General features: G+C 42.7%; 30 protein-coding genes and 1 pseudogene. 2 read left to right on the top strand and 29 right to left on the bottom strand.

Translation table 11 applies throughout. From position 1 onward, the window contains the following. Positions 1–408: 408 nt before the first annotated feature. Positions 409–918, top strand: coding sequence for a sigma-70 family RNA polymerase sigma factor (locus JCM19033_RS15000; protein ID WP_054636881.1), 510 nt, complete (start codon positions 409–411; stop codon positions 916–918). 65 nt (positions 919–983) lie between these two features. Here JCM19033_RS15000 and sda read toward each other — a convergent pair whose 3' ends face one another. The 7 genes from sda to JCM19033_RS28325 form a co-directional block, all read right to left on the bottom strand. After that, positions 984–1,160, bottom strand: coding sequence for a sporulation histidine kinase inhibitor Sda (gene sda, locus JCM19033_RS22460; RefSeq protein ID WP_083465489.1), 177 nt, complete (start codon positions 1,158–1,160; stop codon positions 984–986). Positions 1,161–1,381: 221 nt separating this feature from the next. After that, entirely contained in the window at positions 1,382–2,524 is a 1,143-nt protein-coding gene (locus JCM19033_RS14995; RefSeq protein WP_054636880.1) for a mannitol-1-phosphate 5-dehydrogenase, read from the bottom strand. A 1-nt stretch (position 2,525) separates the two neighbouring features. After that, positions 2,526–2,960, bottom strand: coding sequence for a PTS sugar transporter subunit IIA (locus JCM19033_RS14990; RefSeq protein ID WP_054636879.1), 435 nt, complete (start codon positions 2,958–2,960; stop codon positions 2,526–2,528). A 17-nt stretch (positions 2,961–2,977) separates the two neighbouring features. Next, entirely contained in the window at positions 2,978–5,080 is a 2,103-nt protein-coding gene (locus JCM19033_RS14985; RefSeq protein ID WP_054636878.1) for a BglG family transcription antiterminator, read from the bottom strand. A 27-nt stretch (positions 5,081–5,107) separates the two neighbouring features. Next, the gene (locus JCM19033_RS14980) at positions 5,108–6,595 is read right to left on the bottom strand and encodes a PTS mannitol transporter subunit IICB (RefSeq protein ID WP_054636877.1); all 1,488 of its coding nucleotides are present in this window, start codon (positions 6,593–6,595) and stop codon (positions 5,108–5,110) included. Positions 6,596–6,872: 277 nt separating this feature from the next. Beyond that, positions 6,873–7,271 carry a glycerol-3-phosphate responsive antiterminator gene (locus JCM19033_RS14975; RefSeq protein ID WP_054636876.1) on the bottom strand — a complete coding sequence of 133 codons (399 nt, stop codon included), beginning with the start codon at positions 7,269–7,271 and terminating at the stop codon, positions 6,873–6,875. A 2-nt stretch (positions 7,272–7,273) separates the two neighbouring features. Beyond that, a complete protein-coding gene (locus tag JCM19033_RS28325; protein WP_054636875.1) occupies positions 7,274–7,453 on the bottom strand; it encodes a glycerol-3-phosphate responsive antiterminator in 180 nt (59 codons plus the stop codon). 126 nt (positions 7,454–7,579) lie between these two features. Here JCM19033_RS28325 and JCM19033_RS14965 point away from each other — a divergent pair. Next, positions 7,580–8,874: pseudogene (locus JCM19033_RS14965) on the top strand (D-serine ammonia-lyase). A 70-nt stretch (positions 8,875–8,944) separates the two neighbouring features. Here JCM19033_RS14965 and JCM19033_RS14960 read toward each other — a convergent pair. From JCM19033_RS14960 to JCM19033_RS23590, 22 genes are all read right to left on the bottom strand, one after another. Further along, positions 8,945–10,156, bottom strand: a complete 1,212-nt coding sequence (locus tag JCM19033_RS14960; protein ID WP_157049905.1) for a hypothetical protein — start codon at positions 10,154–10,156, stop codon at positions 8,945–8,947. A gap of 122 nt (positions 10,157–10,278) precedes the next feature. Then, complete coding sequence (locus JCM19033_RS14955) at positions 10,279–10,566, bottom strand: hypothetical protein (RefSeq protein ID WP_054636873.1); 288 nt, start codon at positions 10,564–10,566, stop codon at positions 10,279–10,281. Positions 10,567–10,851: 285 nt separating this feature from the next. Next, entirely contained in the window at positions 10,852–11,601 is a 750-nt protein-coding gene (gene chbG, locus JCM19033_RS14950; RefSeq protein WP_083465487.1) for a chitin disaccharide deacetylase, read from the bottom strand. 425 nt (positions 11,602–12,026) lie between these two features. Then, on the bottom strand, positions 12,027–12,680 hold the full coding sequence (locus JCM19033_RS14945; RefSeq protein WP_054636872.1) for a type II secretion system F family protein: 654 nt from the start codon (positions 12,678–12,680) through the stop codon (positions 12,027–12,029). A gap of 31 nt (positions 12,681–12,711) precedes the next feature. After that, positions 12,712–12,930, bottom strand: a complete 219-nt coding sequence (locus JCM19033_RS14940; protein ID WP_054636871.1) for a hypothetical protein — start codon at positions 12,928–12,930, stop codon at positions 12,712–12,714. Positions 12,931–13,012: 82 nt separating this feature from the next. Then, a complete protein-coding gene (locus JCM19033_RS14935) occupies positions 13,013–13,945 on the bottom strand; it encodes a type II secretion system F family protein (RefSeq protein ID WP_054636870.1) in 933 nt (310 codons plus the stop codon). 3 nt (positions 13,946–13,948) lie between these two features. After that, entirely contained in the window at positions 13,949–14,275 is a 327-nt protein-coding gene (locus tag JCM19033_RS27590; RefSeq protein ID WP_306301364.1) for a hypothetical protein, read from the bottom strand. Then, complete coding sequence (locus JCM19033_RS27585; RefSeq protein ID WP_374701257.1) at positions 14,233–14,775, bottom strand: CpaF family protein; 543 nt, start codon at positions 14,773–14,775, stop codon at positions 14,233–14,235. Before JCM19033_RS27585 ends, JCM19033_RS27590 begins: the two co-directional genes overlap by 43 nt. Continuing rightward, positions 14,729–15,553 carry an ATPase, T2SS/T4P/T4SS family gene (locus JCM19033_RS28320; protein WP_374701256.1) on the bottom strand — a complete coding sequence of 275 codons (825 nt, stop codon included), beginning with the start codon at positions 15,551–15,553 and terminating at the stop codon, positions 14,729–14,731. Before JCM19033_RS28320 ends, JCM19033_RS27585 begins: the two co-directional genes overlap by 47 nt. A gap of 70 nt (positions 15,554–15,623) precedes the next feature. After that, positions 15,624–16,205, bottom strand: coding sequence for an AAA family ATPase (locus JCM19033_RS14925; protein ID WP_054636869.1), 582 nt, complete (start codon positions 16,203–16,205; stop codon positions 15,624–15,626). 12 nt (positions 16,206–16,217) lie between these two features. Next, on the bottom strand, positions 16,218–16,355 hold the full coding sequence (locus JCM19033_RS28315) for an SH3 domain-containing protein (RefSeq protein WP_198153530.1): 138 nt from the start codon (positions 16,353–16,355) through the stop codon (positions 16,218–16,220). Then, positions 16,303–17,145, bottom strand: a complete 843-nt coding sequence (gene cpaB / locus JCM19033_RS14920; RefSeq protein ID WP_054636868.1) for a Flp pilus assembly protein CpaB — start codon at positions 17,143–17,145, stop codon at positions 16,303–16,305. The genes JCM19033_RS28315 and cpaB overlap by 53 nt, the downstream gene beginning before the upstream one ends. A gap of 8 nt (positions 17,146–17,153) precedes the next feature. Further along, the gene (locus JCM19033_RS26080; protein ID WP_269758259.1) at positions 17,154–17,678 is read right to left on the bottom strand and encodes a hypothetical protein; all 525 of its coding nucleotides are present in this window, start codon (positions 17,676–17,678) and stop codon (positions 17,154–17,156) included. Between the two features lie 3 nt (positions 17,679–17,681). Continuing rightward, complete coding sequence (locus tag JCM19033_RS26075) at positions 17,682–17,966, bottom strand: pilus assembly protein TadG-related protein (protein WP_269758258.1); 285 nt, start codon at positions 17,964–17,966, stop codon at positions 17,682–17,684. Between the two features lie 108 nt (positions 17,967–18,074). After that, positions 18,075–18,446, bottom strand: coding sequence for a TadE/TadG family type IV pilus assembly protein (locus JCM19033_RS14910; protein ID WP_054636867.1), 372 nt, complete (start codon positions 18,444–18,446; stop codon positions 18,075–18,077). Then, positions 18,440–18,958, bottom strand: coding sequence for a prepilin peptidase (locus JCM19033_RS14905; protein ID WP_054636866.1), 519 nt, complete (start codon positions 18,956–18,958; stop codon positions 18,440–18,442). The genes JCM19033_RS14910 and JCM19033_RS14905 overlap by 7 nt, the downstream gene beginning before the upstream one ends. A 154-nt stretch (positions 18,959–19,112) precedes the next feature. After that, entirely contained in the window at positions 19,113–19,226 is a 114-nt protein-coding gene (locus JCM19033_RS28310) for a Flp family type IVb pilin (RefSeq protein ID WP_374701255.1), read from the bottom strand. Positions 19,227–19,243: 17 nt separating this feature from the next. Next, complete coding sequence (locus tag JCM19033_RS14895) at positions 19,244–19,645, bottom strand: DUF192 domain-containing protein (protein WP_083465485.1); 402 nt, start codon at positions 19,643–19,645, stop codon at positions 19,244–19,246. Positions 19,646–19,973: 328 nt separating this feature from the next. Continuing rightward, positions 19,974–20,348 (bottom strand): response regulator transcription factor, encoded by a 375-nt coding sequence (locus JCM19033_RS14890; RefSeq protein ID WP_083465484.1) that lies wholly within the window; start codon positions 20,346–20,348, stop codon positions 19,974–19,976. A gap of 322 nt (positions 20,349–20,670) precedes the next feature. Beyond that, a complete protein-coding gene (locus JCM19033_RS14880; RefSeq protein ID WP_054636863.1) occupies positions 20,671–22,080 on the bottom strand; it encodes a hypothetical protein in 1,410 nt (469 codons plus the stop codon). 406 nt (positions 22,081–22,486) lie between these two features. Beyond that, positions 22,487–23,176, bottom strand: coding sequence for a class D sortase (locus JCM19033_RS14875; RefSeq protein WP_269758257.1), 690 nt, complete (start codon positions 23,174–23,176; stop codon positions 22,487–22,489). 167 nt (positions 23,177–23,343) lie between these two features. After that, positions 23,344–23,735: LPXTG cell wall anchor domain-containing protein (locus tag JCM19033_RS23590; RefSeq protein WP_157049904.1), on the bottom strand; the 392-nt coding region annotated here is incomplete at its 5' end.

Genomic DNA, 23,735 nt, shown 5'->3' with positions numbered 1-23,735 from the left:
GTTTAAATAGATTCTAAAACCAAATAATGTTACAAATTCATTACCTTTTAAGGGAAGCTTTCTTAAACTCATTTGTACCTCTTCCTTCTTCTTCTTCCCCGTCTTTTACCGATTTTAACCTTTTAAAATTTAGGAAAGTAAAGTATGGACTGTAGTCCTATTTCCCGGGAAATTCCCTGTTTTTTCGACTTTTCTTTCCCTACCCCAACATATGCACAAGAGTGCCACCTGGAAACTATCATAATTGATTTTCCTGGCTTTTGTTTTTTACTAGATTATAGATTATAAGAAAGGAAACACTCGTAAGTTATTAAATTATGGCAAGATGTCCTCTTCCACTCAATCTATTAAAGTGAATGTACCAATTGGAATTACAGGAAGGCGCGCCGTTCCAAAAAGGAATTGCAAATGGAGAAGGATAAAACGATAGAGTCCTTTGAAGTGATTGTAGATCAATACACTCCCCTCTTACACAACATGATAAAGAGGCTTCGGATTTATAAGAATCAAGAGGAATTTATTCATGTAGGAAAGATTGCTTTATGGAAGGCTTATCACTCTTTTGATGCTGACAAAGGCACCTTTTCCTCCCTGGCCTTTTCATACGTAAGAGGAGAAATGCTTATGCTGTTAAGGAAAGAAGCAAGGTTTACCGAGAAGCATACCGTAACAGGGGAAGAAAGAGAGCTTGATATGATTGATCCCCATAGTCTGGAGCCGGGAGGGGAAGAAGCCTCCATCGAGCCATACATTTCCATGTTGTCAGACCGGGAAAAAACGTGGGTTAAAGCTTATGTGATCCATGGCTACTCAATTAGAGAAATAGCAGCTATGCATGGTGTGTCTTCGACAACGGTAAAAACATGGCGACGAAACGCCCTTCATAAATTAAGAGAGCGTCTTCCAAAGATGCTGTAAACTTGGTAAAACAAAACGATGCCAGCAAGGCATCGTTTTTTGTCCCATCTTATGTAGAAGCCGGTTCAGGAAGCTCTTTCAAGCTCCTTCCTGACTTTTATCTGCTGGAGAAGTTCTTTGTCTAACACTATTTCACGTCGTTCAATCTCTTCTTTCAATAAACAGATAAAATTTATTTCCAGGTCAAACGTAACCGCTTTTTGCAACGCATCTACTAAACAATCGTCAGAAATAGTGTGCACTGCCGTATCCCTCCATCCTTACTATGTTATTTTCTATATCGGCTTTCCCTAAGTCTTTTTAACCATTTTATAGTAAATAAAATAGTCATTCAATAAAAAATGGAAAAATTTTATATTCTTTTATTTATGACCCAGGATAAAACAACTAAGATTCTAATCAAGACATTACCCAGCCAAACCTGATTGTTTTGTGTGCCCTTATTATCAAAAAAGCCGATGAATCACCGGCTTTTTAAGGTCATGTATTCTTGTTCAATTTTACTTACTAGTTCCTCAGGCAGGTCAGTAACCTGTTGAATCGTTTTCTCTATCCCTAGTTCATCCACCATTTCTTGAAGCTTCACACTCTCTTCGTCTTCTTGAACGTCAAACAAGAAGGCGGCAGCTGCTACCGTTATCAGATGAGGCGCTTCTATCCCTCGTTGGTGGAGCTGATAGAGCGGGCTAATTAAGCGGTCGGTGCTTTTCAGTTTCCTTAACGGATTTCGCCCCACTCTTTCTACTGGATCAGAAAGGTGTGTGTTCTCAAACCTCTCAATAATCTTATTATGATAGAGTTCTATTTCTTCATTGCTGAATTGGTATTTTTCCTCTAACAGTCGACCTGTTTCGTTTAAAGCTCCCTCTACTTGGGCGCGGATGCTTTCATCAGCAAGAGCTTCCGCAACGGACGCTTGTCCATTGATAAAACCAAGGTAAGCAATACAGGCGTGTCCTGTGTTTACAGTAAAGAGTTTTCTTTCAATATAAGGCGTGAGATTTTTTACATACTTTATACCTGTAAGGTTCTCTTCCTTTACCATTCCTTGCTGTTCCACAATCCATTCAAAAAATGGTTCTACTTTCACATCAAGAGAGCCATCCGTTCTTTGATTAGGAACAATGCGGTCCACTGCGGCATCTGGAAAACCTGTCATCTCAGCGATACTTGCCCAGCTGCTTTCTGATAATTCCTCTTTTACCGCATGCTTAAGAGTCGTGCTGGCCCCAACGGCATTTTCACATGCAATGACGTGGAGAGGGCCGCCTTCTGCCTTTACCCTCTGTTCCAGCCCTGCAGCCAGAACTGGTGCAATAAAGGGAAGGATCGAAACACCCACCGATACTGTAACCAGGTCAGCTCTGGCAATCGTATCAACAACTTCTGCTTTGTTTTCCTGGCTGTTAAGGGCGTACACATCGTTAATTTCGATACTTTCTTCTTTTTCCTGGGCAAGTTCAATCTGATAGCTATTTTTTTTATTGATTTCATCAATTAATGATTGCTGCACGTCAACAAAACAAATCTTGTACCCATTGTTATTTAACACTTCACCAACGAAGCCTCTTCCAATATTTCCTGCACCAAAATGGACAGCCAGCATGTTACTGTACCTCTCCAAAGTGGTTCATCAGCTCTTCCTTTGTTGTTGCAGATAAGATTTCCTGAAGGGTATCTTCCTCAGAGCAAGTAATAGCAATGTTTGAAAGGATGTTAAGGTGCTCATCGCCTTTCCCTGCAATTCCAATTACAAGCTTCACCTCGTTGCCGTCCCACTCAATAGGCTCTTCTAGCAGAAGGATCGTAATACCGGATTCCAATACTTCTTTTTTCCCTTCTTCCGTACCATGAGGGATGGCAAGATAGTTCCCCATATACGTGGAGGTAACTTCTTCTCTTTCAAACATTTTATTTACATACTCATCATTCACATACCCATGATCCTTAAGAAGGCCGCCAACGCGCTTGATGGCATCCTCCTTTGATGAAACGTTCTCTCCAATAATGATATTCTCTTCCGTTAATACTTGTTTTGCCATGGTTTCTCCACTCCTTATTATTGTAATTTTTCCATTAAATACGCTTTAAGCTTTTTTTCTAAAAAAGAAAACAGTGTTTGTTCATTTCCATTTTCAAATATATCAATTGAAGATTCATTCTCAATAATCAATGTGCTAATATAACTCATTAACTCAATACCCTGTGAGCTCCAGTTTTCAGGAGCAAGCATGAGGAGAATACGGGTGACTTCCGTATCCTTGTTGTCCATCCCCCTGAGAATGACCGGAAGTTTCATTGGATGTACGGTAAAGGAAGGCCTCAACACATCTTCTGAACGGGTGTGAAATAAAGCGAGACTTGTCCCGGGAATGGCCAGGCCGCCTTTTTTCTCTCTATCCAGCAAGGCTTCTGTAATCGAATCCTTATCTTTCACCCATCCTTTGTCTTCCTGGTGGCTGCTTATATGCTTCACAATCTCACGCACGGTTTCATTGGCTGGCACTTCATTAAACTCAAACGTCTCCAACAAAGAGTTAATGAGACTGCTTACCTGCTGAATCCCTTGAAAATCCGTCAGCACTTCCTCTTTGTTCCACGTTTCTTCCGAATCACGGGAGTTAGGTTCATCATTCTCTAGGTTGTTATTCTTTGTTTTCCATTCCTTCTTACTAATAAAACTTCTGATCCGTTCAACCTCTTTATCTGATAAAAATGGATTCACAAGAAAATAAGGATCCACCGATTGCAAAGGAACGGTTGATATAACAATAGCACCTGATGATATAGCGTCCTGGTTGATGTCAAAAGCAGACATGTGGCTTACCTTGCTGATCTGAGGGATCTCTCGTTCCAGCCTTGTGGCCAGCAGCTTTGATGTGCCGATTCCACTGGAGCATACAACGACAGCCTCTATATGCTGTTTATTCCTGGCCCTCTCCATGGCCGATCCAAAGTGCATGACCAAATACCCGATTTCTTCTTCTGGCATTTCATATTCAGGAAACACCTTTTCGATTTTCACCTGCAGGATAGAAAATAAAGGTCCATACCCTTTTTTTATATCTGCAAGGAGAGTGTTATAGATCTTCATACCTTGTTCGATTCGAAACAAAGCAGGCTTTAGATGGCTTACCAGTCCTTCAAGCAGTGACGTATCCTTTGCAAGGGGCATTCCAACCTCTTCTTCCACTTCCTCAATTAACCTTTTTGCTTTCAGTGTAAGATCCAGCGCATCCTCCTGCAGAAGGTTCAAGCCCTCGTCCCCTTGCTTTGCTCCCAGCAAGTGCATAGCTACATAGCCGATCTCGACTTCAGGTATTTCAATGTTTAACCGCTCTTCCAGCCGTTTTACAATTTTCTCTGCTGTGTCGTACTCATTTTCTTTCCGGACTCTTTCTAAATAAGCCTCATTCTTTTCAATACTTTCTCCTTTTTGTATCCGGTCAACAGCCAGACTCAAGTGTACAACCAGGCCTGTGAAGGATGCATCAGCAATGTACTCCCCTTCTTCACGTAATTCATGAAGAATCGCAAGCACCTCTTGAATAACCTTTGTATCTAAAAGATGAAGGAGCTTGTGGGAAGCCTGTTCCTGTATGATGTCCCTATTGCGATGAGCTTCCAGTAAAGAAAGGAGCTTCTCCTCTCCTATTTGTTCTGTAATCAAACGGCGGAGCGCTCGTCGTTTCTGTTTTTCATCCCCTTGAATTTCGATGCCGTAGCTTCTGCGTCTCACTATCTTTAAATCCAAAGGCTGAAGCCAGCTATTCATTTTATTTAAATCATTGCTTATCGTAGAAATGGTGACACTTAATTCCTTAGCCAGTGTATACAGCTTAACAGGCTCTCCTTCCTGCAAAAGGATGGAGAGGAGCAGCTGCTGCCGCTCCTCCGGAGTGTACTCTACAGGTTCCACCCCGTGAATGAAGCTTTGTAACTGAGTGATTTTTTCCTCTGGTCCTGCAAGCTTCACTCCAATTCCTGCCTGTTTTTCTAACATAAGGTCATACTCTGCTAAAATATCTTCAATTGATTGTAAATCGCGGTGAATGGTACGGGTACTGACTTTCAATGCCTCGGCGATACCTTTTACTGTAATCCCATCTTGACTGGCTAGTAAAAGCTCTAAAATGTTACGTTCTCGTGCCGATACATACATGATTTCACCCCGCTTCATAGGTGCGCGTTACTCGTTCTCTTTTAAGTCACTTACAATTTCATCGTATTTTGCACCATTCATAAAGTTGTCTACAGAAATGTGCAGCTTATCCGGCTGTTTGGCCCGTGCACGATCTGTTAAATCTTTATGAGTAATGATTAAATCAGCGTCATCTGGAATCTGGTTAATCGCTTTATTTGTAACTTCAATATCAAGGCCAGCTTTGTTTACTTTGTTCCGGAGTATAGAAGCACCCATGGCGCTTGAACCCATGCCGGCATCGCAGGCAAAAATAATTTTGTTAATCTTGTCAGGAGACAGGTCTGAAGCATGAACTTCAGTTTCTTCACCGTCTGCTGCCTGCTTTTCCATTTGCTCTTCTCCAACAAGGCTTCCAGAAACACTGCTTTTCTTTCCTTTCATTGTTTCCATCTTGGACGTTGCTTCTTCAAGCCCTTCTTCTGATTTGTCCTTTACTGTTTTAAGAATGATTGCACCGACAACAAAGGATACAGTAGTGGAAACAATAACACCAGCCAGCATGCCAATGTGATCTCCCTGAGGCGTCATAGCAAGATATGCAAAGATACTTCCTGGCGATGGCACCGCTACGAGTCCGACATTAAACAATCCGAAAGTAAACACTCCACTCATGCCGCCAGCAATAACAGCAAGAATCAGAATTGGCTTCATGAGGATGTATGGGAAGTAAATTTCATGGATCCCCCCAAAGAAATGAATAATCCCTGCGCCTCCTGCAGACATTTTTGCCGCCCCTTTTCCAAACAGCATAAAGGCAAGCAATACTCCAAGACCAGGTCCTGGGTTTGATTCAAGCATAAACAGGATTGATTTCCCGGTCTCCGTAGCCTCCTGCATTCCAAGAGGGCTTAAGATTCCATGGTTAATCGCATTGTTTAAGAAAAGCACCTTAGCAGGTTCAATAAAAATACTCGCTAATGGAAGAAGACCTGCATCAACGATCACACGAACACCTGCAGCCAATACCTGGTTCAAGGCAACAACAACCGGTCCTACTCCTTGATAAGCAACCAGAACCAGACCAAAGGCAAGAAATCCTGCGGTAAAGTTGTTGACCAGCATTTCAAATCCTGATCTGACTTTCCCTTCAAAAAACTGGTCAATCTTTTTAATGAGGTAACCGCCAAGAGGCCCCATAATCATAGCCCCAATAAACATTGGGATATCCGCCCCGACGATAACACCCATCGTAGCTGTGGCTCCAACGACTCCTCCACGCAAATCATAAACCATACGTCCGCCTGTAAACGCAATCAAAAGCGGAAGCAAATAAATGATCATAGGGTCAACCAGTTCTGCTAAATTCTCATTTGGTGTCCAGCCCGTTTCAATAAAGAGAGCCGTAATCAGACCCCATGCAATAAACGCTCCTATATTCGGCATAATCATGCCACTTAAATAACTGCCAAAACGCTGAACTTTCGCTTTTAACCCTGTTCCGCTTTGCTCTGGCGCTGTATTAGTATTAGCCATTTTTGCTCCTCCTACTTCCCTTTGACTTATACTCTAATAATAAAGCGCTCTCATCATGGTTCTCAATCTAATCTAATTGTGATTTCGTCACCACGCTTGTTGACAAAATTGAAAACAGCATTTGCCAAATGTCAGCCGCCCTAGTGTTGAAAGTGATTTCTGAAAGATAGAATTGCTTGCTAGGTTTAGAAAGAAGCTTTCAAATGAGGAAAAGGGACTTTCTTCTATCAAAAAAACCCGTATTCTGAAACGAACACGGGTAAAACACAACAATCTATTATACTTCAGAATTCCATAGTTTCTTACTGCCGCAGGAAGCCGCTACTGCTCCAGCATCCAATGCTTCCTGGATCTCATCCAATGTTTCTATTAATCCACCGGCGATAAGGGGAAGTGAGGTCTGTTCTGACAGCCTGTTTATGACCTTTGGTATCACGCCAGGTAAAATTTCAACAGCATCGGGCCTTGATGATTCTACCATTTGGATCCCTTTGTCAATCGCAGATTTATCAATTAAGAAGAACCGTTGAATAGTCAGCATTCCTTCTTCTTTTCCGTAGCGAATCACTTGATTCTTTGTTGAAATAATTCCCTCTGGCTTAGCTTGTCTGGCAACATAGCGAACGCCGCTTCGATCATTGGCGACTCCCTCTACAAAATCCAAGTGGACAAACACCTTCATTCCCGCCTGTTGCAGGCTTTTACATAATTAGGGAGGCTCATGACATCCCCCATCATGAGAAACGCGATGCTGCACTTGCTATCCATTGCTTCATCCAGCCTTTTTGGGGAGCTGATTGCCGCAATAATCGGTGATTTCATCATATCTGTAAATGACTGTTTCTTCTTTTCCGCCATTTATTACCCCTCTTTATCACGTGTTATGGTTATGGTGTTATCGTATGGATTTCAAGCATGGTTGTCAATTTCTCGTCTCTCTCCTCGTGTCAGAATGCTACAATACAAGTAAGTGAGGTGACTGTTATGAATCAATCTGAGCTGCAATTCTACATAGAAAAATACCCTGTATTCCAAAACATCATAGATGCCAAAGAAGTCTACTGGACCAACCCAAACTGTGAGCCCGATGCGCCTTTGCCTGTTCAAGGTCTTGATGAATCTATTATCTATGAAACGGTAAAACGTTTTAAGAGATTTGAACCGTTGATGGCAAAAGCATTTCCTGACTCTTCTCCTAATGGGATCATTTCTTCTTCCTTAGAAGAAATCCCCACATGAAAGCTTCGTTAGAGCAGGATACTGGAGAATCTATCAAAGGGAGATTGTTTTTAAAATGTGACAATGAATTGCCGGTCGCAGGCTCTATTAAAGCGCGCGGTGGCTTTCACGAAATTTTCACCTGGGCGGAGAAGCTGGCTTTACAAGCAGGCATTCTTACAAGCAAAGAAGATGATTATTCAAAGCTTTTACATGAAGAAAGCAGAAAGATCTTCTCACGTTATTCTATTGCAGTCGGATCGACTGGAAACCTGGGTTTAAGCATTGGAATCATGAGTGCTGAATTAGGGTTTACCATAGATGTGCATATGTCGCAGGACGCCAAAGAGTGGAAGAAGGAGCTCCTTCGTGAAAAAGGAGTCAATGTTCATGAATATGAAACAGACTATAGTGCTGCCGTGGCGCAAGGCCGGAAGCAATGCGAAGCAGATCCACGCTGTCACTTCGTAGATGATGAAAATTCTGTTCATTTATTTGCCGGGTACTCTGCTGCTGCCCTTGAAGTAAAGGAACAATTAGAAGAACAGGGAATCACGGTTAGTAAAGAGCGGCCACTTTATGTCTATCTTCCATGCGGTGTCGGCGGAGGACCGGGCGGGGTGGCATTTGGCTTGAAGCATGTCTTTGGTGAACATGTCCGTTGTTATTTTGCTGAACCGGTGCAATCTCCTTGTATGCTCCTTGGGCTGTTAACAGGAAAGCATGCTGACATTTCTGTTCAAGACGTCGGACTGGATAATATTACAGAAGCGGATGGCCTTGCTGTCGGCACACCGTCTTCCTTTGTAGGAAAAGTTATGGATCCTCTGCTTTCCGGGATTTACACGATAAGAGATGACGTGCTCTACCACTATTTACGTATTCTTAAGGATACAGAAGGCACCTATCTCGAGCCTTCTGCCCTTGCCGGCATGGCCGGGCCATACCGGACAAACAACCAGGATAAATCTAACGCTATTCATATTGTGTGGGGAACAGGGGGAGCCCTTGTACCGGAAGAAGTAAGAACGGATGGGTATGATAAAGGGAAAAAGAGCTGAGTGTCTACAGCTCTTCTACGTAGATAAGAAGAAAAAGCTGGCCCTAGGTCTGGGTCAGCTTCTGTTTTTATTACGGCTTTTCAATATCTGCGAGCCTAAATCCTCCGTCATAGGATTTCACTTCGTATTTCCAAAGATTTTCTACCTCTTTTACATCACCGTCACTGCTGATAATTAAGTGAACCTCAAAGACCTGTACGTAGGTTACTCCATTTTCTTCATATATATCTTCTATCACGTATTCTACTAACTCTTCTTTTGTCCCTTGTTCTGCTAGATTACTAATTAAGCTTTCCTGGGCATCTTGAAGGTTGCTTCCAGGATAAATATATGGAGCTACGATATTATAATTACCAGCGTTAACAGCATCCACAAAGTGATATTGATAGTTTGCTACTAAACTTTGAATTCTTTCTTCCTTTGAAGGAGTTTCTATTTCATGAGCCTGAAGGTAGGAACCATCTAAATCAATTTCTTCTATTGTACCCAGATTTTCAAGACCAGCAAGGGGACTGGCAAAAATAACAGTCGAACGGTCGTATGCTTCCTGCAAGTGCAACTCTGCATAATACAAATTATCCCACAGTAATTCCAATGCTAGATGGTTTTCATAGTAATCATAGTAATAATCACTGATTATCGTATGCATGGATTGGCAGGCTTCCTGAAGATACCAAACCCCATTCATGTACTGATCATCAAAGGACACATAGCCTGCAGGCGGGTTTGTGATCAATGCATGATCACCAAGAACGTCAACCGCTTCTTTCAGCCTGTTTAATAAGGATTGAATGTTTGCGTCAGACTCATTTCCTTCCAGCTTCTTGACTTCCGCATCCACTAAATCAAAAGCGAATGTGATCTCATCGATATGTTCAGCGATCTGTCTTTCATATTTAATCTCGGCTGCTTTTTTGTTATCTTCCAATGTGCGGCTTTCGTTCTTAGTGTTTTCAGGAGCTTTTTCCTCAGCTTTTTCATCATCTTCATTTTCTGACGGCTCATCCTCTTCTTCCTGTGCAGTCGATTCCTCTTCTGCAGTCTCCTCTTCTTCTATCTCCTCTGCTGTTTCCTCTGCGGCTGTTTGAGTGACTCTCGGTTGAAAGGTATCTTCATGGAAAAACATGAAGACAACCGCCGCTCCTGTCAGGACGGTGGCAAATAAAAAGATGCCCATGGAAGACCGTTTTTTAATTAATGAATAAATAAAGGAGGCAAAGCTTGCACATGCAAGTAAAAAGATTCCTATTAAGATAAGTTCCATTGTCGTTAGTGCGCCCACAGCTCTTCCCTCCTTTTAGTTGTTATAGTAAACTTCCATTTCCCACTCTTCTTTGTCCGGGTCATAAAGCATCCACATTTCATATCTTTCTCGTATTTGTGCACCATTTTCGTTTTGTGCATCTACATGCTTTCCACCCGGTAACGGTCGCCGCCCAAATACTCAACTTCTGATTCATTCATGGGTGCCCATACAGCTGTGGACGGGGCAATCAGCTCCTCCTCATAAAACTCCTGGGACTGTTTTAACACCTCGCTTCGATCTGCTCCGCTTGCTTCCATTCCTCCGCCCATCATTCCAAACAAAAACGCCATTCCAATCCCCAGCACTATCCCTAAGCTTGCTCCCACCCAAAACTGCATTCCTAAGACATTGGCCTTTTTCGGTTCTACTGACTGCTCCTCTGACATTTCCCTTCCCCCTTATGTATGATTTTGACTTCCCACCCTGCTGACTGTGAAAAAAGACAGATCTCTAACAGAGAAATACAGCCTATATATATGGAAAAACATACTTATATTTTACGACTTTAGAAATGAAAATTCACTATTTTGTTGAAATTAAAGTTTTAGAAAAAAAGGAATAAAGGTTTAATATATAAAAAAGCTGCCCTTTAGGTGGTACATACCAGCAGGACAGCCTTCTTTTTATATGAAATTTATTTTGGAATACCTGATTTTCATTGAGGGGCATTGTTACGTTGCACAGAATTTCTCTCTATTTCTTCTTTCAGCGAGCCTCATGCCTTTCGGAAGCTGGATAGCAGTTAACAGTTCAAGCTCTTTTTCACGTCTCTCCAGAAATGAAGAAATATTTCTTAAGTCGTCATCAATGAAGCCGGGGTGAACCATGACCTCAACCACTTCCTCTGTGCTCAATTCTTGTTGAAGTTCGTGAAAGTACTTCAGGCCTGTGCCGTTTTTATAGAAATCATCACGGAAAATAGCAGTGTGAAGCTGAATTCCTTGTGGCTTTGTTTTCTGAAACACATTACGGACCGAAAGAGAATATTCCTTGGAAAGCTTATGGATGACCGGATAGAGAGGGTCCCATCCGTGAATATGGTGGTGGCTGTCTATGTGAGTTGGATAGATCCCGAAAGAAAGAAAGGTTTGTAATTGTGCCCGCCATTCTTTTTCCACGTCAGAGACGTTAATCTCTTTCGGATCAACTTCTCGGTAGGTCTTTGTCAGTTTAAAGCTGCCTTCCTCGTTAACAAGGGAAGGAACATCAGATCTTACTGGACTGCCGCAGGACAAGGTAAGATGGATGCCGACACCAAGGTCGGGATAATCCTTCATTTTCCTTACAGCATCCTTTGTGCCAGGCATGTTCACAAGCAAAGTGGTAGAGTTGACGATACCATCTGTATGGGCTTTGATGATTCCATCATTAACTCCTTGAGTCAAACCGAAATCATCAGCATTTATAATTAATGTAATCATGGTTCCTCCTGAACGTCTTTCTGAATCATGCGTTCATCTTACCACGATTCCAATCCCAAGCTCCATTTTTCAGTGCCTTTTTTCGGTGCCTGGCACCCCTACGCGTTGTAACGCTGCTGTAATACATTAAACCTCGAAACCCTTGCCACCAAAGTATTTACCTCTTACTCCCATTTTGGTGCCTGGCACCCCTACGCGTTGTAACACTGCTGTCATGCACCCTACCCTGTAACCATTGCCACCAAAGCATTTACCCTGTGACTCCCATGTTGGTGCCTGGCACCCCTACGCGTTGTAACACTGTTGTAACACATTAAACCTCGAAACCCTTGCTGTCAAAGGTTTTACCATATAATTACATTTTAGGTGCCAGGCACCCTGCCAGGCACCCTGCCCCAAGGCACCACTGCCATCCGCGCCTTTCTTTAAAAGAGTTCTATGATTTGAAGGACGGCGGGGCCCAGGAGGATGATGAAGAGCGTGGGGAAGATAAACAGCACAAGAGGAAAGAGCATCTTCACTGGGGCTTTCATCGCTGCTTCTTCGGCTTTTTGTCTTCTTTTTTCCCTGATATCCTCTGTCTGCACCCGTAACACCGAGACCATGCCAATGCCTAACTTTTCTGCCTGCACAATATTATAGACAAGAGATTTCAGCTCATCTAGCACGATACGATTATTGATGTTGCTTAATGCTTCTTTTCTCGTCTTCCCTAACCGGATTTCCTCAAGGCAGATTTTGAACTCATCTGCTAATACGCCTTTCTTTTTAGAAACGACCTTACTTAGAGCTGCATCAAAGCCAAGACCGCCTTCCAGGCTGATCGTTAATAAGTCAATTGTATCTGGCAGCTCTTTGAACGCGAGCTTGCTTCTTTTCTGGGCCTTTCTCTTTAAGTAATGCTTTGGAAAAATAAGGCTGGCCCCCGTTCCCGCAAAAGCAAAAAGAAGAACGAGCACCATTTCAGCCCCAATCAGCAGCCCGTAACCGGCTCCTATCGCCGGTAACAGCAGAAACAGAAACAGCTGATAAATCTTAAATTCTACTGGACTAAGGTTAAAAGGCTGGCCTGCTTGCAAAAGCCTTATTTCAAGCTCGCTCTCCTTCTCCTTATTTAACCTTTTTTGGTAGTTTCTTTTTTGTTTTCTTCCATAACGGGGAAACGACCCTTTCAGAAAATGAAAGCTCCTCCTCAATCATTTCACCAGGAGAGGTTGATAGATATACGTTCACTCTTCTTCTCATATACTTTCTTTCCTCCAGCCAGGCAAGCATTGAGTATGCAAGCAGGCTGATACACGCAAAAACACCAATATAAAGAGGATACATCCCCCTTTCACCTCTATTCCACTTATACTTTTACATTCTTCCACCGTCATAGGTAAATAGAACTTCTCAGTCTTCCCTTTTCCTACACTTCAATAGTTGTAATTTTTCTTATGAAGAAAAAACCAATCAAACCGCCAACTGTTGCGGCCACTAAGAGCATCTGTCCAACCGGGTGGACAAAGAGGGTACCGATATAATCCGGGTTCATCATGTAAATAATAATACCGAGCACAAAAGGAAGCAGCCCAATGACTAACCCGGAAAGCTTGCCTTGCGCTGTCAATGTTTTGATTTGCCCTTCCATTTTCGTCCGCTCCCTGGTCGTATTCACAATCTTCTCTAACAAGTAGGCCAAATTTCCACCTACCTGCCGCTGAATTAAGACAGCCTCCACTAACAAGTCCAGGTCTTCACTAGGCATCCTGCTTCTCCACTCAATAAAAGCCTCTTCCAGGCTCGTACCATATTGCATCGTTTTCAACACAAACTCCACTTCTTCTTTGATTGGCGAATAGGATTCTTCAGCAGCCAGCTGAAGGGCCTGGGGAAAACTAAAGCCTGCGCGGAGGGAGCCTATAACAGAGGTAATCATTCCAGGAAGCCCTTCGTTAAATTTCCTGATCCTCTTTTTCTGCTTTGCCTTCAGCCAGATTGCAGGCGCCATCAACCCAAGGAGTCCTCCTAGAACAAGCATCGCTGCATGGTTAAAAATAAGATGAAAAAGTCCGCCGGCAATCAACACAGCAAACACCTGAAAAGCAACAAACTCTTCAGCTTTTATCGGAATTCCCGCTACCTGAAGCTTTTGTTCCAGTCTGTCTTTTTTCCTGCTCGGTTTTTTCCTTCTGGTAATAAGAAACTTCAGTCTTTCATTCGCATTCTTTAGATTCTCTTTAAAGGTCACAGGTTCATTTCGGGAATGATCACTTACCGTCTCCGTCCGGAGAGCAAAACTCAGCAATAAAAGGAGAAGAAAAGTGGAAATAAACACAGCAAACAATAGCAGCACAATCATTTTCTACTCCTCCTTTGCTGAAAAAATAGAAGCCGGAAGGTGAATTCCTTCATATTCCATCCGTTCGTAAAACTTAGGTCTTACTCCTGTTGGTACCAGTTTCCCAATAATTTTTCCGTTTTCATCTACACCCTGCTGTGTAAAAGTAAAAATGTCCTGGAGCACAATAACGTCTCCTTCGAGTCCTTGCACTTCAGTAATGCTGGTAATTCTCCGGGTCCCGTCTCTTAAGCGTGATTGCTGGATAATGACATCGATCGCGCCGGCAACTTGCTCGCGGATCGCTTTTACCGGAAGGTCCATGCCTGCCATGAGTACCATGGTTTCCAAACGGGCCACCATATCCCGCGGCTGTTAGAATGTCCGGTGGCTAAAGAGCCATCGTGCCCAGTATTCATCGCCTGTAGCATATCCAGAGCTTCCCCGCTTCTGACTTCCCCTACGACAATTCTGTCCGGGCGCATGCGAAGTGTATTTCTCACAAGATCACGTATTGTAATTTCTCCTTTTCCCTCAATATTGGCCGGGCGAGTTTCTAAAGAAATCACGTGATCCTGGCCTAATTGCAGCTCGGCGGCATCCTCAATGGTGACAATTCTTTCCTCATTTGAAATAAAGGAAGAAAGCACGTTTAGAGTCGTAGTTTTCCCAGACCCTGTCCCTCCACTGACAAATATATTGAGCCTTGCCTGAACACAGGCTTTCACAAAGTCCGCCATTTTCTGCGTGAGTGTGCCAAAGCGAATCAAATCATGGATAGAAAAAGGGTCCTTGGCAAACTTTCTAATCGTTATGGTTGGACCGTCTAATGCAAGGGTGGATGATGGCATTCACACGTGAACCATCATCCAGCCTTCCGTCTACCATCGGGCTGCTTTCATCAATTCTCCTCCCAAGAGGAGCTACAATTTTTTCAAGAACTGCCATTACATGTTCATTATCCCGGAATGAAATATTGGTAAGCTGCAGCTTTCCTCCAACCTCTGCGTACACGTTCTCCGCTCCATTTACCATAATTTCAGTTACGGTTTCATCGTGGAGAAGAGGATTGATTGGTCCGTACCCTATGAGATCATTAGTCAGCTCCTCTTTTAACGCGTCCCATTCTGTCATCACTTGTAAATTCTCATTTTCATCCAGTATTACTTGAATGATAGAATCCAGATCGGCCACAATTTCTTCTACTTCTTCATCCTTTCGTTCTTTTAAAATATATTTAAGAGTCAGGCTCTTTACTTTTACGTAATCCTGTGACCTCATTTGCTTTGGATGTACTTTCTTTGGAGAAGGCTCTGATTCTCTGTCGGGACGAGGAAGATCTTCCTGGGGCAGCTTTTGGATTTGTGAAACTTCGACCTCTTCCTCCCCAGTTAGATTATCTTGTTTTATTTCCTCCTGGGTTTTTGACTGTAGTCTCGCCAGCAAGCTCATGGTGCTCCCACCCCTCTCTTTTGAAAGCTTTTGTTTCAGGCTGAACCTGTTGGTTTTCATTTTCTCTGCAGACTCTGGCAAAAATAGTTCATTACTCACCTTTACCAGCTGTCTGGCGTACTTGTGCTTTGGCTTTTCAGCGACAAATGGCTTTCCTAAATCCAGCGAATGAGACATTTGTTTTTTTATGTTTGGTAAAAAAAGACCTTTTCCTCATCTACTAACTCCGGTATCATCCCTTTGTGTATCAGGGAAGGTCCGTGCATTTATTAACTACCACTATGACTTTTTCTTTCATGCCTAAGGCTTTGATTGTTTCAATCATCAACTTTGTATTTTTTATCGCTGCCATTCCTGTAGAAGCGACGACAATAATGCTGTCTGCCAGCTCCATGAACTGGAGGTTGTCCTCATTTAACCCGGCCTGTGTTTCAAGAATGACTGCCCCGGAATCACGCGAAAGCTCTTCCAGCACAGATGTGACAAATTCTGGAGATACCAGGTCGGCAAATTCCGGCCGTGACGGTGCTGCAAGAAGCTGTAATCCAGATTCATGAGCTATACAGTACTCTCTAATATTACTCACATCTTTTCTTTCCGCAGCTTCTTCGATAGAAAGAGAAGGCCGCAGGTTGAGAGAAAGAGCCAGATCCCCAAACTGAAGGTCTCCATCTATTACATCAACCTTTACACTTTGCCTTGCTGCCAACGCAGCCAGGTTCAAAGTCACTGAGCTTCTTCCCATTCCCCCTGAGGCGCTGCATACTACAATTACTTTCCCTTTGCTCTGTTGATCTGGAGATGCTTGAGCCGGTCCATAAGATGCCACGTTTCCTCCCCCTTACTCACTTTTTTCATTCACAATCCGGCTGCTTATCCAGCCTTCCTGACTGTCAGGTGTTTCAATCAGGTACCAATTACGTCCTTCATTGTCCTCTTCTTCTTCTTCCAGAAAAGCAAGAGTGGTGCCTTCGTCCACTGTTGTAATGATCGAAGCGGTTTAAGGAAGGACCTGACCGGATCATAGAGCTTGAAGGCATGGTGGTAAACCATCTTCCCACTGCTTCCCCGCTTCCTTTTTCCTTTTTGTCTTCCTTATCTTCATTTTCTTCATCTTGTAAAAGCTTACTGTGCAAAGCTAACTGAAGGGTTCCTCGCTCGCTTGCATTAATGACTTCCACGGATTCTTCCGGTGCAAGCTCGAGTGTGACGGCATGGTATTCCTGGTCCTCCCCTTCTTCATTGCCTGGCTCAATCATTCTTTCACCTACTGCAAGGACTCTTACTTTTTCTATCACAACTTCCGTCTGTACCGGGTCCTCGTCAATACTTACCACCACATCCACGATATCCTCTGGCTGAATTAAATTTGACACCGAACGCACATAGTCCACCCCAATGGAAATGGCCCGATTCCCGTCCCCTACTTTTTTCGAGATAAATTCTGATTCCTCTCCTTCTTGATACATACGATGAAGCATAATTACTTCACCTTCTTTCATGGAGTCAGAAGTAAAGTTTCCGATAAGTATATCCGGATCTTTCACAGCCTGTGTATGCACCTGGTCTTCCGGCAATTCCTTGTACGTGATACTGTCTTCTGTAATCTGCTCATTTTTTTCAATGTCCTTATTTGCCACTATGACCTCAACCATCTCTGTTGATTGAGCGGCCGTGTCTACACTTTCCATGTTAATCACTATATAGAACATGATTGTTGTAATAATCCCTGACAATAACGCAAGGACCACTAGTTTCTTTGGTTTCATTCACTCACCTACTCTGTTAGTCTGATCGTATACGCTCCGCCGTCTACCGGTGTTCCTGTTCCAGCCGTACCGGAACCGGTTCTTTTGATAAACGTCCCTCTTATAGAATCATCATTGTTTGCCATAGGTTCTGAAATATAAAAGTAGGCAAACCCTGTTACCCTTATGCTTTTCAACTGGTTGCCGGATTGTTCATAGGGTTCATAAATAACGACAAGCATCACTCTGGAACAGTTTCTATCTTCCATATCACCGGATGGGCAGTTATTAATACGAGCATTCACACCACTTCTTGTTGGACCGGCCATATTCCTGTCTGTAGGTATAATGTCTCCCACCTTTACGTTCTCCTCGTAACCGTTGGTCAACGTATCTCTATACAGATTTGCCCCAGAGCCGACAAGAGCCAGCACCCCAAAAAAACCAGATTCTGAATCACCACTGTCTACTTTCAGCTCGTACTCTTCTCCGTGGTTTAGTGGCAGCATGCTTTCTTCAATGCCAAGAGGCACGACACCACTCGTTTCCCCCATAGTTTAGAGCCGCTTTGGCCTGAACGCTGACTGGCAAAGAGTCTTGTCCGAACAAGGCGGCAAAAAGAGAGGAACCTCCCGCTCCAGCTTTACCAGCAGCTCTTTGTCACCCTGGACAGCTGCTTGAAGGAGACTGTCTGTTTCCCCATGAGAAGAAAGGACCTCATCGACCACACCGTACACGGCTGATTCTGCATTAGGAATCTCCTGGGCCCCAGAAAGAGCTGCTGCATTAGCCGTCTTTTGCAGATGGCTTTTCGTTGCAAACAGGTGTCCTCCATCGATCACCAGCCTGTCATCGTAAGCATCGCACCAAAGGCAAGGGTGAGTAACACCAGGGCGTCACCCTTTTCACTTTTTTTCATGTGCTTTAAAAAAGTTCTCATTTTCCTTCCCTCACTCCACACGTATCGTCGAACTGGTTGTTAATGTATGAGAAATGGATGCCCCTCCTAATGGCTTGAGTAACTCTTCCGGATAAGACATTTCCACGGTTACATACGTGCCGGCTTCTCTTGTTCCCCCTGGAGAAATAGATACCATGAGCTTTGAGCTGTCTCCGCTGAACTGATTTCTGGCAAAGTCCTCGATTTCAGCATCAGACTGGCCCAGCCCTCCCATCCTTACAGATTCCTGAGTGACCAGCTCCATCTGTAGGTACGTGTACATAACTCTTCCAAAATCAAAAATACCAACAACAAGGAGAAGGAGAATGGGCAGAACTAAGGCAAATTCAACAAGAGACTGTCCATCTTCTCTCTTTACCATAGAACGGTCCACCCATTCACAAACATACAGGCAATCACCCCGGCAGCGATCGGAACGCCGTATGGGTACGTTGCTGTTAGTGATCCTTTGGAAATTCCCCCAGGGAGTCTCACTCCGCCTTTTAAGCTGGCAAAATAATAGAGAATAGATGTGAGAACACCTTTGCGAAATAAGATAATGGCCAGCGCCATAAGTGCCCCAAAGATAGCAATGTAGAGAAATGATTGAAACACAAAGGAACCGCCTTTAAGCGCTCCGATTAACGCGAGAAGTTTAACATCTCCAGCTCCCATGCCCCCGAGAAGATAAGGGATAAGAAGCAAGCCCAATCCTATCAAAAACCCAATGAAGGAATGGCTTAACCCTTCCCAGCCGCCGCTTGCAAAGTGGAAGACAAAGGCAGCGAGAAGTGCTGGAAAAATCACTTTATTGTAGATTTTTCTATTTTTTATATCAGTGATGACACAAATGACAAGAATGATAAGTAAGAAAATATCAACCAAAACGGCCATCCTTTCATTCGAATTTTGATAGTTTTGGTAAAACAGGACCCCTCTCCTACTAGGGAAGGTCCTGGAAAAGTAAATAATTTCATTTAACCTTCTGTAGATTCTCCTCCTCCTAGCTTTCCAACTATGTCGTTCAACTGTTCACTTATCCCACCACCTAATGCCGTAAGGCTCCTACTGCTGCAACTGCAACTAACCCAAGAATTAACCCGTACTCCGCCATGCCTTGACCTTCTTCTTCAACAACCAGACCTTTAAATTTTTCCATCATAGTAATCTCTCCTTTAGTTAAATGTTTTTAATAGATTTTTCATCAGCAAGTGTGCCGACTTCCTTATTAGTGTTGTCTCTTACCAGGACTAAAGACTGTCCTTTTGTTACTGCTGTCTTTCTTATTCTTCCTGCTGGAAGTTCGAGAACTGACCTTGCACCAGGAACCCTTTTTCCTACTCGTCCTGGCTTAAGGTTTTCTTCCATTCCTATTACTTCTTTGTTATGATTGAGGTAGATAACGTCAATCGGATACTTCATAAAGAACGTATGAATGGATGGACAAGGCGTGATATGAAGAGCAAAATGATCAGGGATGCTTTTAGTGAACATAAGTCCTTTGAATCTTTTCCAAAAGGTAGAAGCCTCCTTTCCTTCGTTCGCTATCACCTGCCTTGTGTGACGATCAATCACTTTCATGTTCTTGGCACCCCTTGCCTTTTGTTATTCTCCAGAGAACCTTTCGTTCTTTCTAGAGAACAACTTGATAGCCTTATTATGCAACGATTAGGCAAATCGGCCTATCCCCTATCATTCCTATTGTCGTTTTTGTTCGTTATAAGAAACCACTCCTATTGACACACAACTTTACTCTTAGGTAAAAGGTTATAGATGTTAATTTGGGTCGTCCTTAGCGTCAAGGAGAGGCTTTTTTTAATAGAGACCTACTGACTCCACCATGGATTTTTTGCAGCCTGTTCATTCAAAAAAGCTGCACCCTGTTAGTCAGGGCACAGCTTTTTGGATCCTACTCATACTTAATTTGGTAGACTTTTGATATCGCTTGAACCCGGTCTGAGACTTCAAGCTTATGGAAAATTTTAGTGACGTGATTTTTCACCGTATGGTCACTAATAAACAGCTTGTTGGCAATTTCCTTGTTATTACATCCTTCTGACATAAGCTCCAATACCTCAATCTCCCTTGGAGAGAGATGATAAGTATTCTTCAAATCCTTTAGAGTATTGCTCTCTTTCGCCTCAGGATTTATAGAGATAGTCATTTCTTGCTCTATTACCTTCTTTTCTGAGAGAAAAACAATCAGTTCCTGGCTGATTACACAATCAGTATCTTGAAATTTAGTAAGCGCCTCTCCCTTTTCTTCCCCTTTACCATAGACCATAAGAATCGCCAGAAGTTCTGCCTTCTGTCCGACATCATTTGGCTTTTTTTAGAAGAAACAATGAACTCTGCCTCCTCTAAAAGGGCAGGAACATTACTGTGAGGGAATGTTTCTTTAATAAAGTCCGCAGAATAGCTTTGTAGAAGACAAGCGTGCAGGAGGTCAGTTCTGGTTTGTTTTTCAAGCCCTGCAAACCTGCTAAATTCCGTTGCCACGTCAGCCATGTTCTGTGATATAGAATAAGCCTCTCTATCAAAATCCTCTACTGCTTTGTGAAGGGTAGAAACTTTTTTATCCTCAGCTTTCTCAGTATGATTCATTGCTAAAAAATAGAAGCTCCTGACACTAAGGACAATGCTTGCAAAAAAGGAGACTCTTTTTCAAGGGTTTCCTTGTCCACTGAAGAAGACCCAACACATAGAATACCTAATAGGTTTTCCTGATATAGGATGGGTACTTCGATCAAGCTATATCCTTCTTGGGTTTCTCTATATCTGGGGGTGGAAGACTCTACTTTTTCAATCCACGAAAACCCTTCTGCTGCTTTCTGGGCATATTTCTCTACGTTCTCCCCGCTCATTCCCCGGGAAATAAGTTGAAAATTGTCACTTTTCTCCTCTTTGTAGACCACATAGGAAAATGAATTTTGAAACATTGTTATACCTATATCTACAAGAATATATAATATTTCTTTTCCCTCTGTACCCGGGCTCATGAATGAACATATTTCCATAATAGACACCAATTGATTACTCTTATGTTCATGTTCGTTATGTAGATCACGAGTAAATAAATTCTTTTCCAGTAAGGCAGCTAGTGTACTTCCTTGCTCTAAAACAGATTTCGACAGTTTTTTATTCTTTCGGGTACCACCAAACATAAGTGATAATTGTCCATCTCTTCTTTGGACAGGAAAACAGTATAGTGCTTTAGGAAGAAAGCTATAAGAATGAAAGAAAAAAGACCGAGGATCCTCCTCTATGTTTTCCCAGCTATCAGCTCTTCCTGTTAAGAGCACTCGACCAAGAAGGCCTTCTCCTGGATAGAATTTCACCTCGCTAAACACTTCTGTTCCTTCCCCTGCTAACGCAGTACATTCATATGCTTCATTATCTTTCTTTTCCGCAAAACCCATGAAATCTAATTCGTTGCTGACATTTATGAAATAGTGAAACAGACGTTTTATATCTTCTTCATTAGCAGCTTCCCGAAATAACCGTGCTTCTTTCTTTCTAGCTTCTTCTTTCTCTAGTTCTTCCAAACAGAGCATCAAAATCATTGATAGGTTCTTTGCTTTATCCAGCCACTCATTTTTATTTTCTTGTGTGAGCTTATGAGCTTTATTTAAAATGATTTCCCACTTTAATTTATCTTTATTGCTACCGGATTTAGGTGTCAGCTGATCAGCCACAAGCTCTCTGGTTCTTTCTTCAACAATCATACCCATTGCTAAATAATAGGATTTAGTCATAGTTTGAAGAGGAGCAATAATTACGTTAATACCTGGAAGGATCTCTAACATGACAGGACTGGAAATGAGCCACTTTTCATTTAGGCTTTCCTTAAGCATTCTTCTTACATTTTGGTGAGTAGAAAGCTCTTCATATAACTCATTACTCCCTTTCGACGGAGTAAGGGGCTCGCCAAATTCATCCATCATAACTATGGTTAAACCGTATTTAGCTGCGAACGCTTCTTGAGTTTCTTCAACAAGATTAATAGGTGTACTCATATATTCACCAGCCTTACTTCTCTCTAAAAATTACAAAAACTCATGATGAAACCCTACCAATACCAAGTCCTGAATTACATCGCTACACCAAAAACTGTATAAAAATACCTATTACTATATTATCACAAAAATCCTTTTTATACCATTTGGGTGCCTGGCACCTCTACCCGTTGTAACTCTGTTGTAACACATTCAGGCCCGTACCCCTTGCCACCCAAGCATTTACCTGTTACTCCCATTTTGGGGTGCCTGGCACCCCTACCCGCTGTAACGCTGCTGTCATACATTCAACCTCGGAACCCTTGTTGCCAAAGGGTTTACTATATAATTACATTTTAGGTGCCAGGCACCGCTTACTACCGCAACAATAAAAGAACGCTTCCCAATGCAGGGAGCGCCCTAAAGGTTATTCCTGTTCTACTGGATAAGCATAGATAACGTATCTTTCCGGTGCATTTCCAAGATAGCTGAAAGGGTAACAAGTAGACAAAGTTAATACTTCTTCATCCATAGAACGGATGACGCTTGTATCGTCCTTGTCGACAATTTCAGTTTCTTTCATTTCATATTCAAACTTTCCATAAGGAAGCTCAACGATAAAGTTATCTCCTTTTTCCAGCTCGTCAAAGTTAGTAAAAACTGTATCACGATGACCGGATAACAAAATTTGATCCCCATCCATAGGAAGAACTGTACTAGGAAGATGACCGACACCCCTGTCAAGCTGTTCATCATCTACACCACCGATGATGGGAAGAGACTCATCCAGCTTAGGGATGTGTAAAAGTCCTATCACTTCATTTACTTGTGGTTCAAATTCTTCTTTTGTCATCGAAGGAGGCTCTTCGTTAATCATATGAGGGGGTTTATTTTCCTCAAACTCATCTTCCGTGTGAGTCGCACTATCGTCATGTCTTTGTAAAGTCTCATCCTGAGCTTCTTCCTCGTAGGAATTGTCACTTCCTCCCAGCAAAGCTTCAGCATCTCCTAAAGCACCAGATGTACTGTTACTTTGGTTCAAATATAAAAAGATATTGGCTGAGATAAGGACAATGCCAATCACAAAAAGCCAATTCGATATTTTTCTTATCATCATTTCTCCTCCTTACACATTCAGTTCTCCTGATCAGGAAGAATGTTTTCTAATCATTCATTACATAACCTTTTCCCCTTTCTTGGAGTAATAGAAATATATGTAGGATACATTTTGAAAAAAGCCCCACTAGGCAGCTAGTGGGGGCGATTACTATCACTTATTTTATCTTACTCTTCTCTTCTTTTACCAAAGATTCTTCCAGCCCAGCTTGCCATTAGCGCTGCAATACCAATAGCACCTAGGTTAAAGATCCCTGCTGCAGTATCAGGAAGTGTTTCACCTTCACCAGTATGCTCGTCATCGCCGTAGGCATCGTCTGCATCAGTGTCAGTGTCTTCATCGTACTCATCATCATCGTCATCATCGTCGTCATCGTCGTCATCGTCGTCCACTACATCATCATCGTCATCATCATCGTCGTCGTCCACTACATCATCATCGTCATCATCATCGTCGTCCACTACATCATCATCGTCATCGTCATCGTCATCGTCGTCCACTACATCATCATCGTCGTCATCGTCGTCGTCCACTACATCATCATCATCGTCATCGTCGT

It is taken from the genome of Thalassobacillus sp. C254 (genome assembly GCF_001310615.1).
The sequence above is the reverse complement of the archived record's forward strand: the minus strand, read 5'-3'. Positions and strand labels throughout refer to the sequence as shown.

Coding starts and splice junctions, on each gene's coding strand:
- JCM19033_RS14890 (WP_083465484.1), bottom strand. CDS start 20,348: ATGGTCTATGGTAAAGGGGAAGAAAAGGGAGAGGCGCTTACTAAATTT.
- JCM19033_RS14980 (WP_054636877.1), bottom strand. CDS start 6,595: ATGGCTAATACTAATACAGCGCCAGAGCAAAGCGGAACAGGGTTAAAA.
- JCM19033_RS14880 (WP_054636863.1), bottom strand. CDS start 22,080: ATGAGTACACCTATTAATCTTGTTGAAGAAACTCAAGAAGCGTTCGCA.
- cpaB (WP_054636868.1), bottom strand. CDS start 17,145: ATGAAACCAAAGAAACTAGTGGTCCTTGCGTTATTGTCAGGGATTATT.
- JCM19033_RS14910 (WP_054636867.1), bottom strand. CDS start 18,446: ATGGTAAAGAGAGAAGATGGACAGTCTCTTGTTGAATTTGCCTTAGTT.
- JCM19033_RS26080 (WP_269758259.1), bottom strand. CDS start 17,678: ATGGGGGAAACGAGTGGTGTCGTGCCTCTTGGCATTGAAGAAAGCATG.
- JCM19033_RS14905 (WP_054636866.1), bottom strand. CDS start 18,958: ATGGCCGTTTTGGTTGATATTTTCTTACTTATCATTCTTGTCATTTGT.
- JCM19033_RS15000 (WP_054636881.1), top strand. CDS start 409: ATGGAGAAGGATAAAACGATAGAGTCCTTTGAAGTGATTGTAGATCAA.
- JCM19033_RS14985 (WP_054636878.1), bottom strand. CDS start 5,080: ATGTATGTATCGGCACGAGAACGTAACATTTTAGAGCTTTTACTAGCC.
- chbG (WP_083465487.1), bottom strand. CDS start 11,601: ATGATTACATTAATTATAAATGCTGATGATTTCGGTTTGACTCAAGGA.
- JCM19033_RS28310 (WP_374701255.1), bottom strand. CDS start 19,226: ATGATGGAAAAATTTAAAGGTCTGGTTGTTGAAGAAGAAGGTCAAGGC.
- JCM19033_RS14935 (WP_054636870.1), bottom strand. CDS start 13,945: ATGATTGTGCTGCTATTGTTTGCTGTGTTTATTTCCACTTTTCTTCTC.
- JCM19033_RS14955 (WP_054636873.1), bottom strand. CDS start 10,566: ATGTCAGAGGAGCAGTCAGTAGAACCGAAAAAGGCCAATGTCTTAGGA.
- JCM19033_RS27585 (WP_374701257.1), bottom strand. CDS start 14,775: ATGCCATCATCCACCCTTGCATTAGACGGTCCAACCATAACGATTAGA.
- JCM19033_RS14995 (WP_054636880.1), bottom strand. CDS start 2,524: ATGCTGGCTGTCCATTTTGGTGCAGGAAATATTGGAAGAGGCTTCGTT.
- JCM19033_RS14895 (WP_083465485.1), bottom strand. CDS start 19,645: ATGAAAGTGATTGATCGTCACACAAGGCAGGTGATAGCGAACGAAGGA.
- JCM19033_RS14875 (WP_269758257.1), bottom strand. CDS start 23,176: ATGATGATAAGAAAAATATCGAATTGGCTTTTTGTGATTGGCATTGTC.
- JCM19033_RS28320 (WP_374701256.1), bottom strand. CDS start 15,553: ATGTCTCATTCGCTGGATTTAGGAAAGCCATTTGTCGCTGAAAAGCCA.
- JCM19033_RS14990 (WP_054636879.1), bottom strand. CDS start 2,960: ATGGCAAAACAAGTATTAACGGAAGAGAATATCATTATTGGAGAGAAC.
- JCM19033_RS14940 (WP_054636871.1), bottom strand. CDS start 12,930: ATGTATCCTCTTTATATTGGTGTTTTTGCGTGTATCAGCCTGCTTGCA.
- JCM19033_RS28325 (WP_054636875.1), bottom strand. CDS start 7,453: ATGGCGGAAAAGAAGAAACAGTCATTTACAGATATGATGAAATCACCG.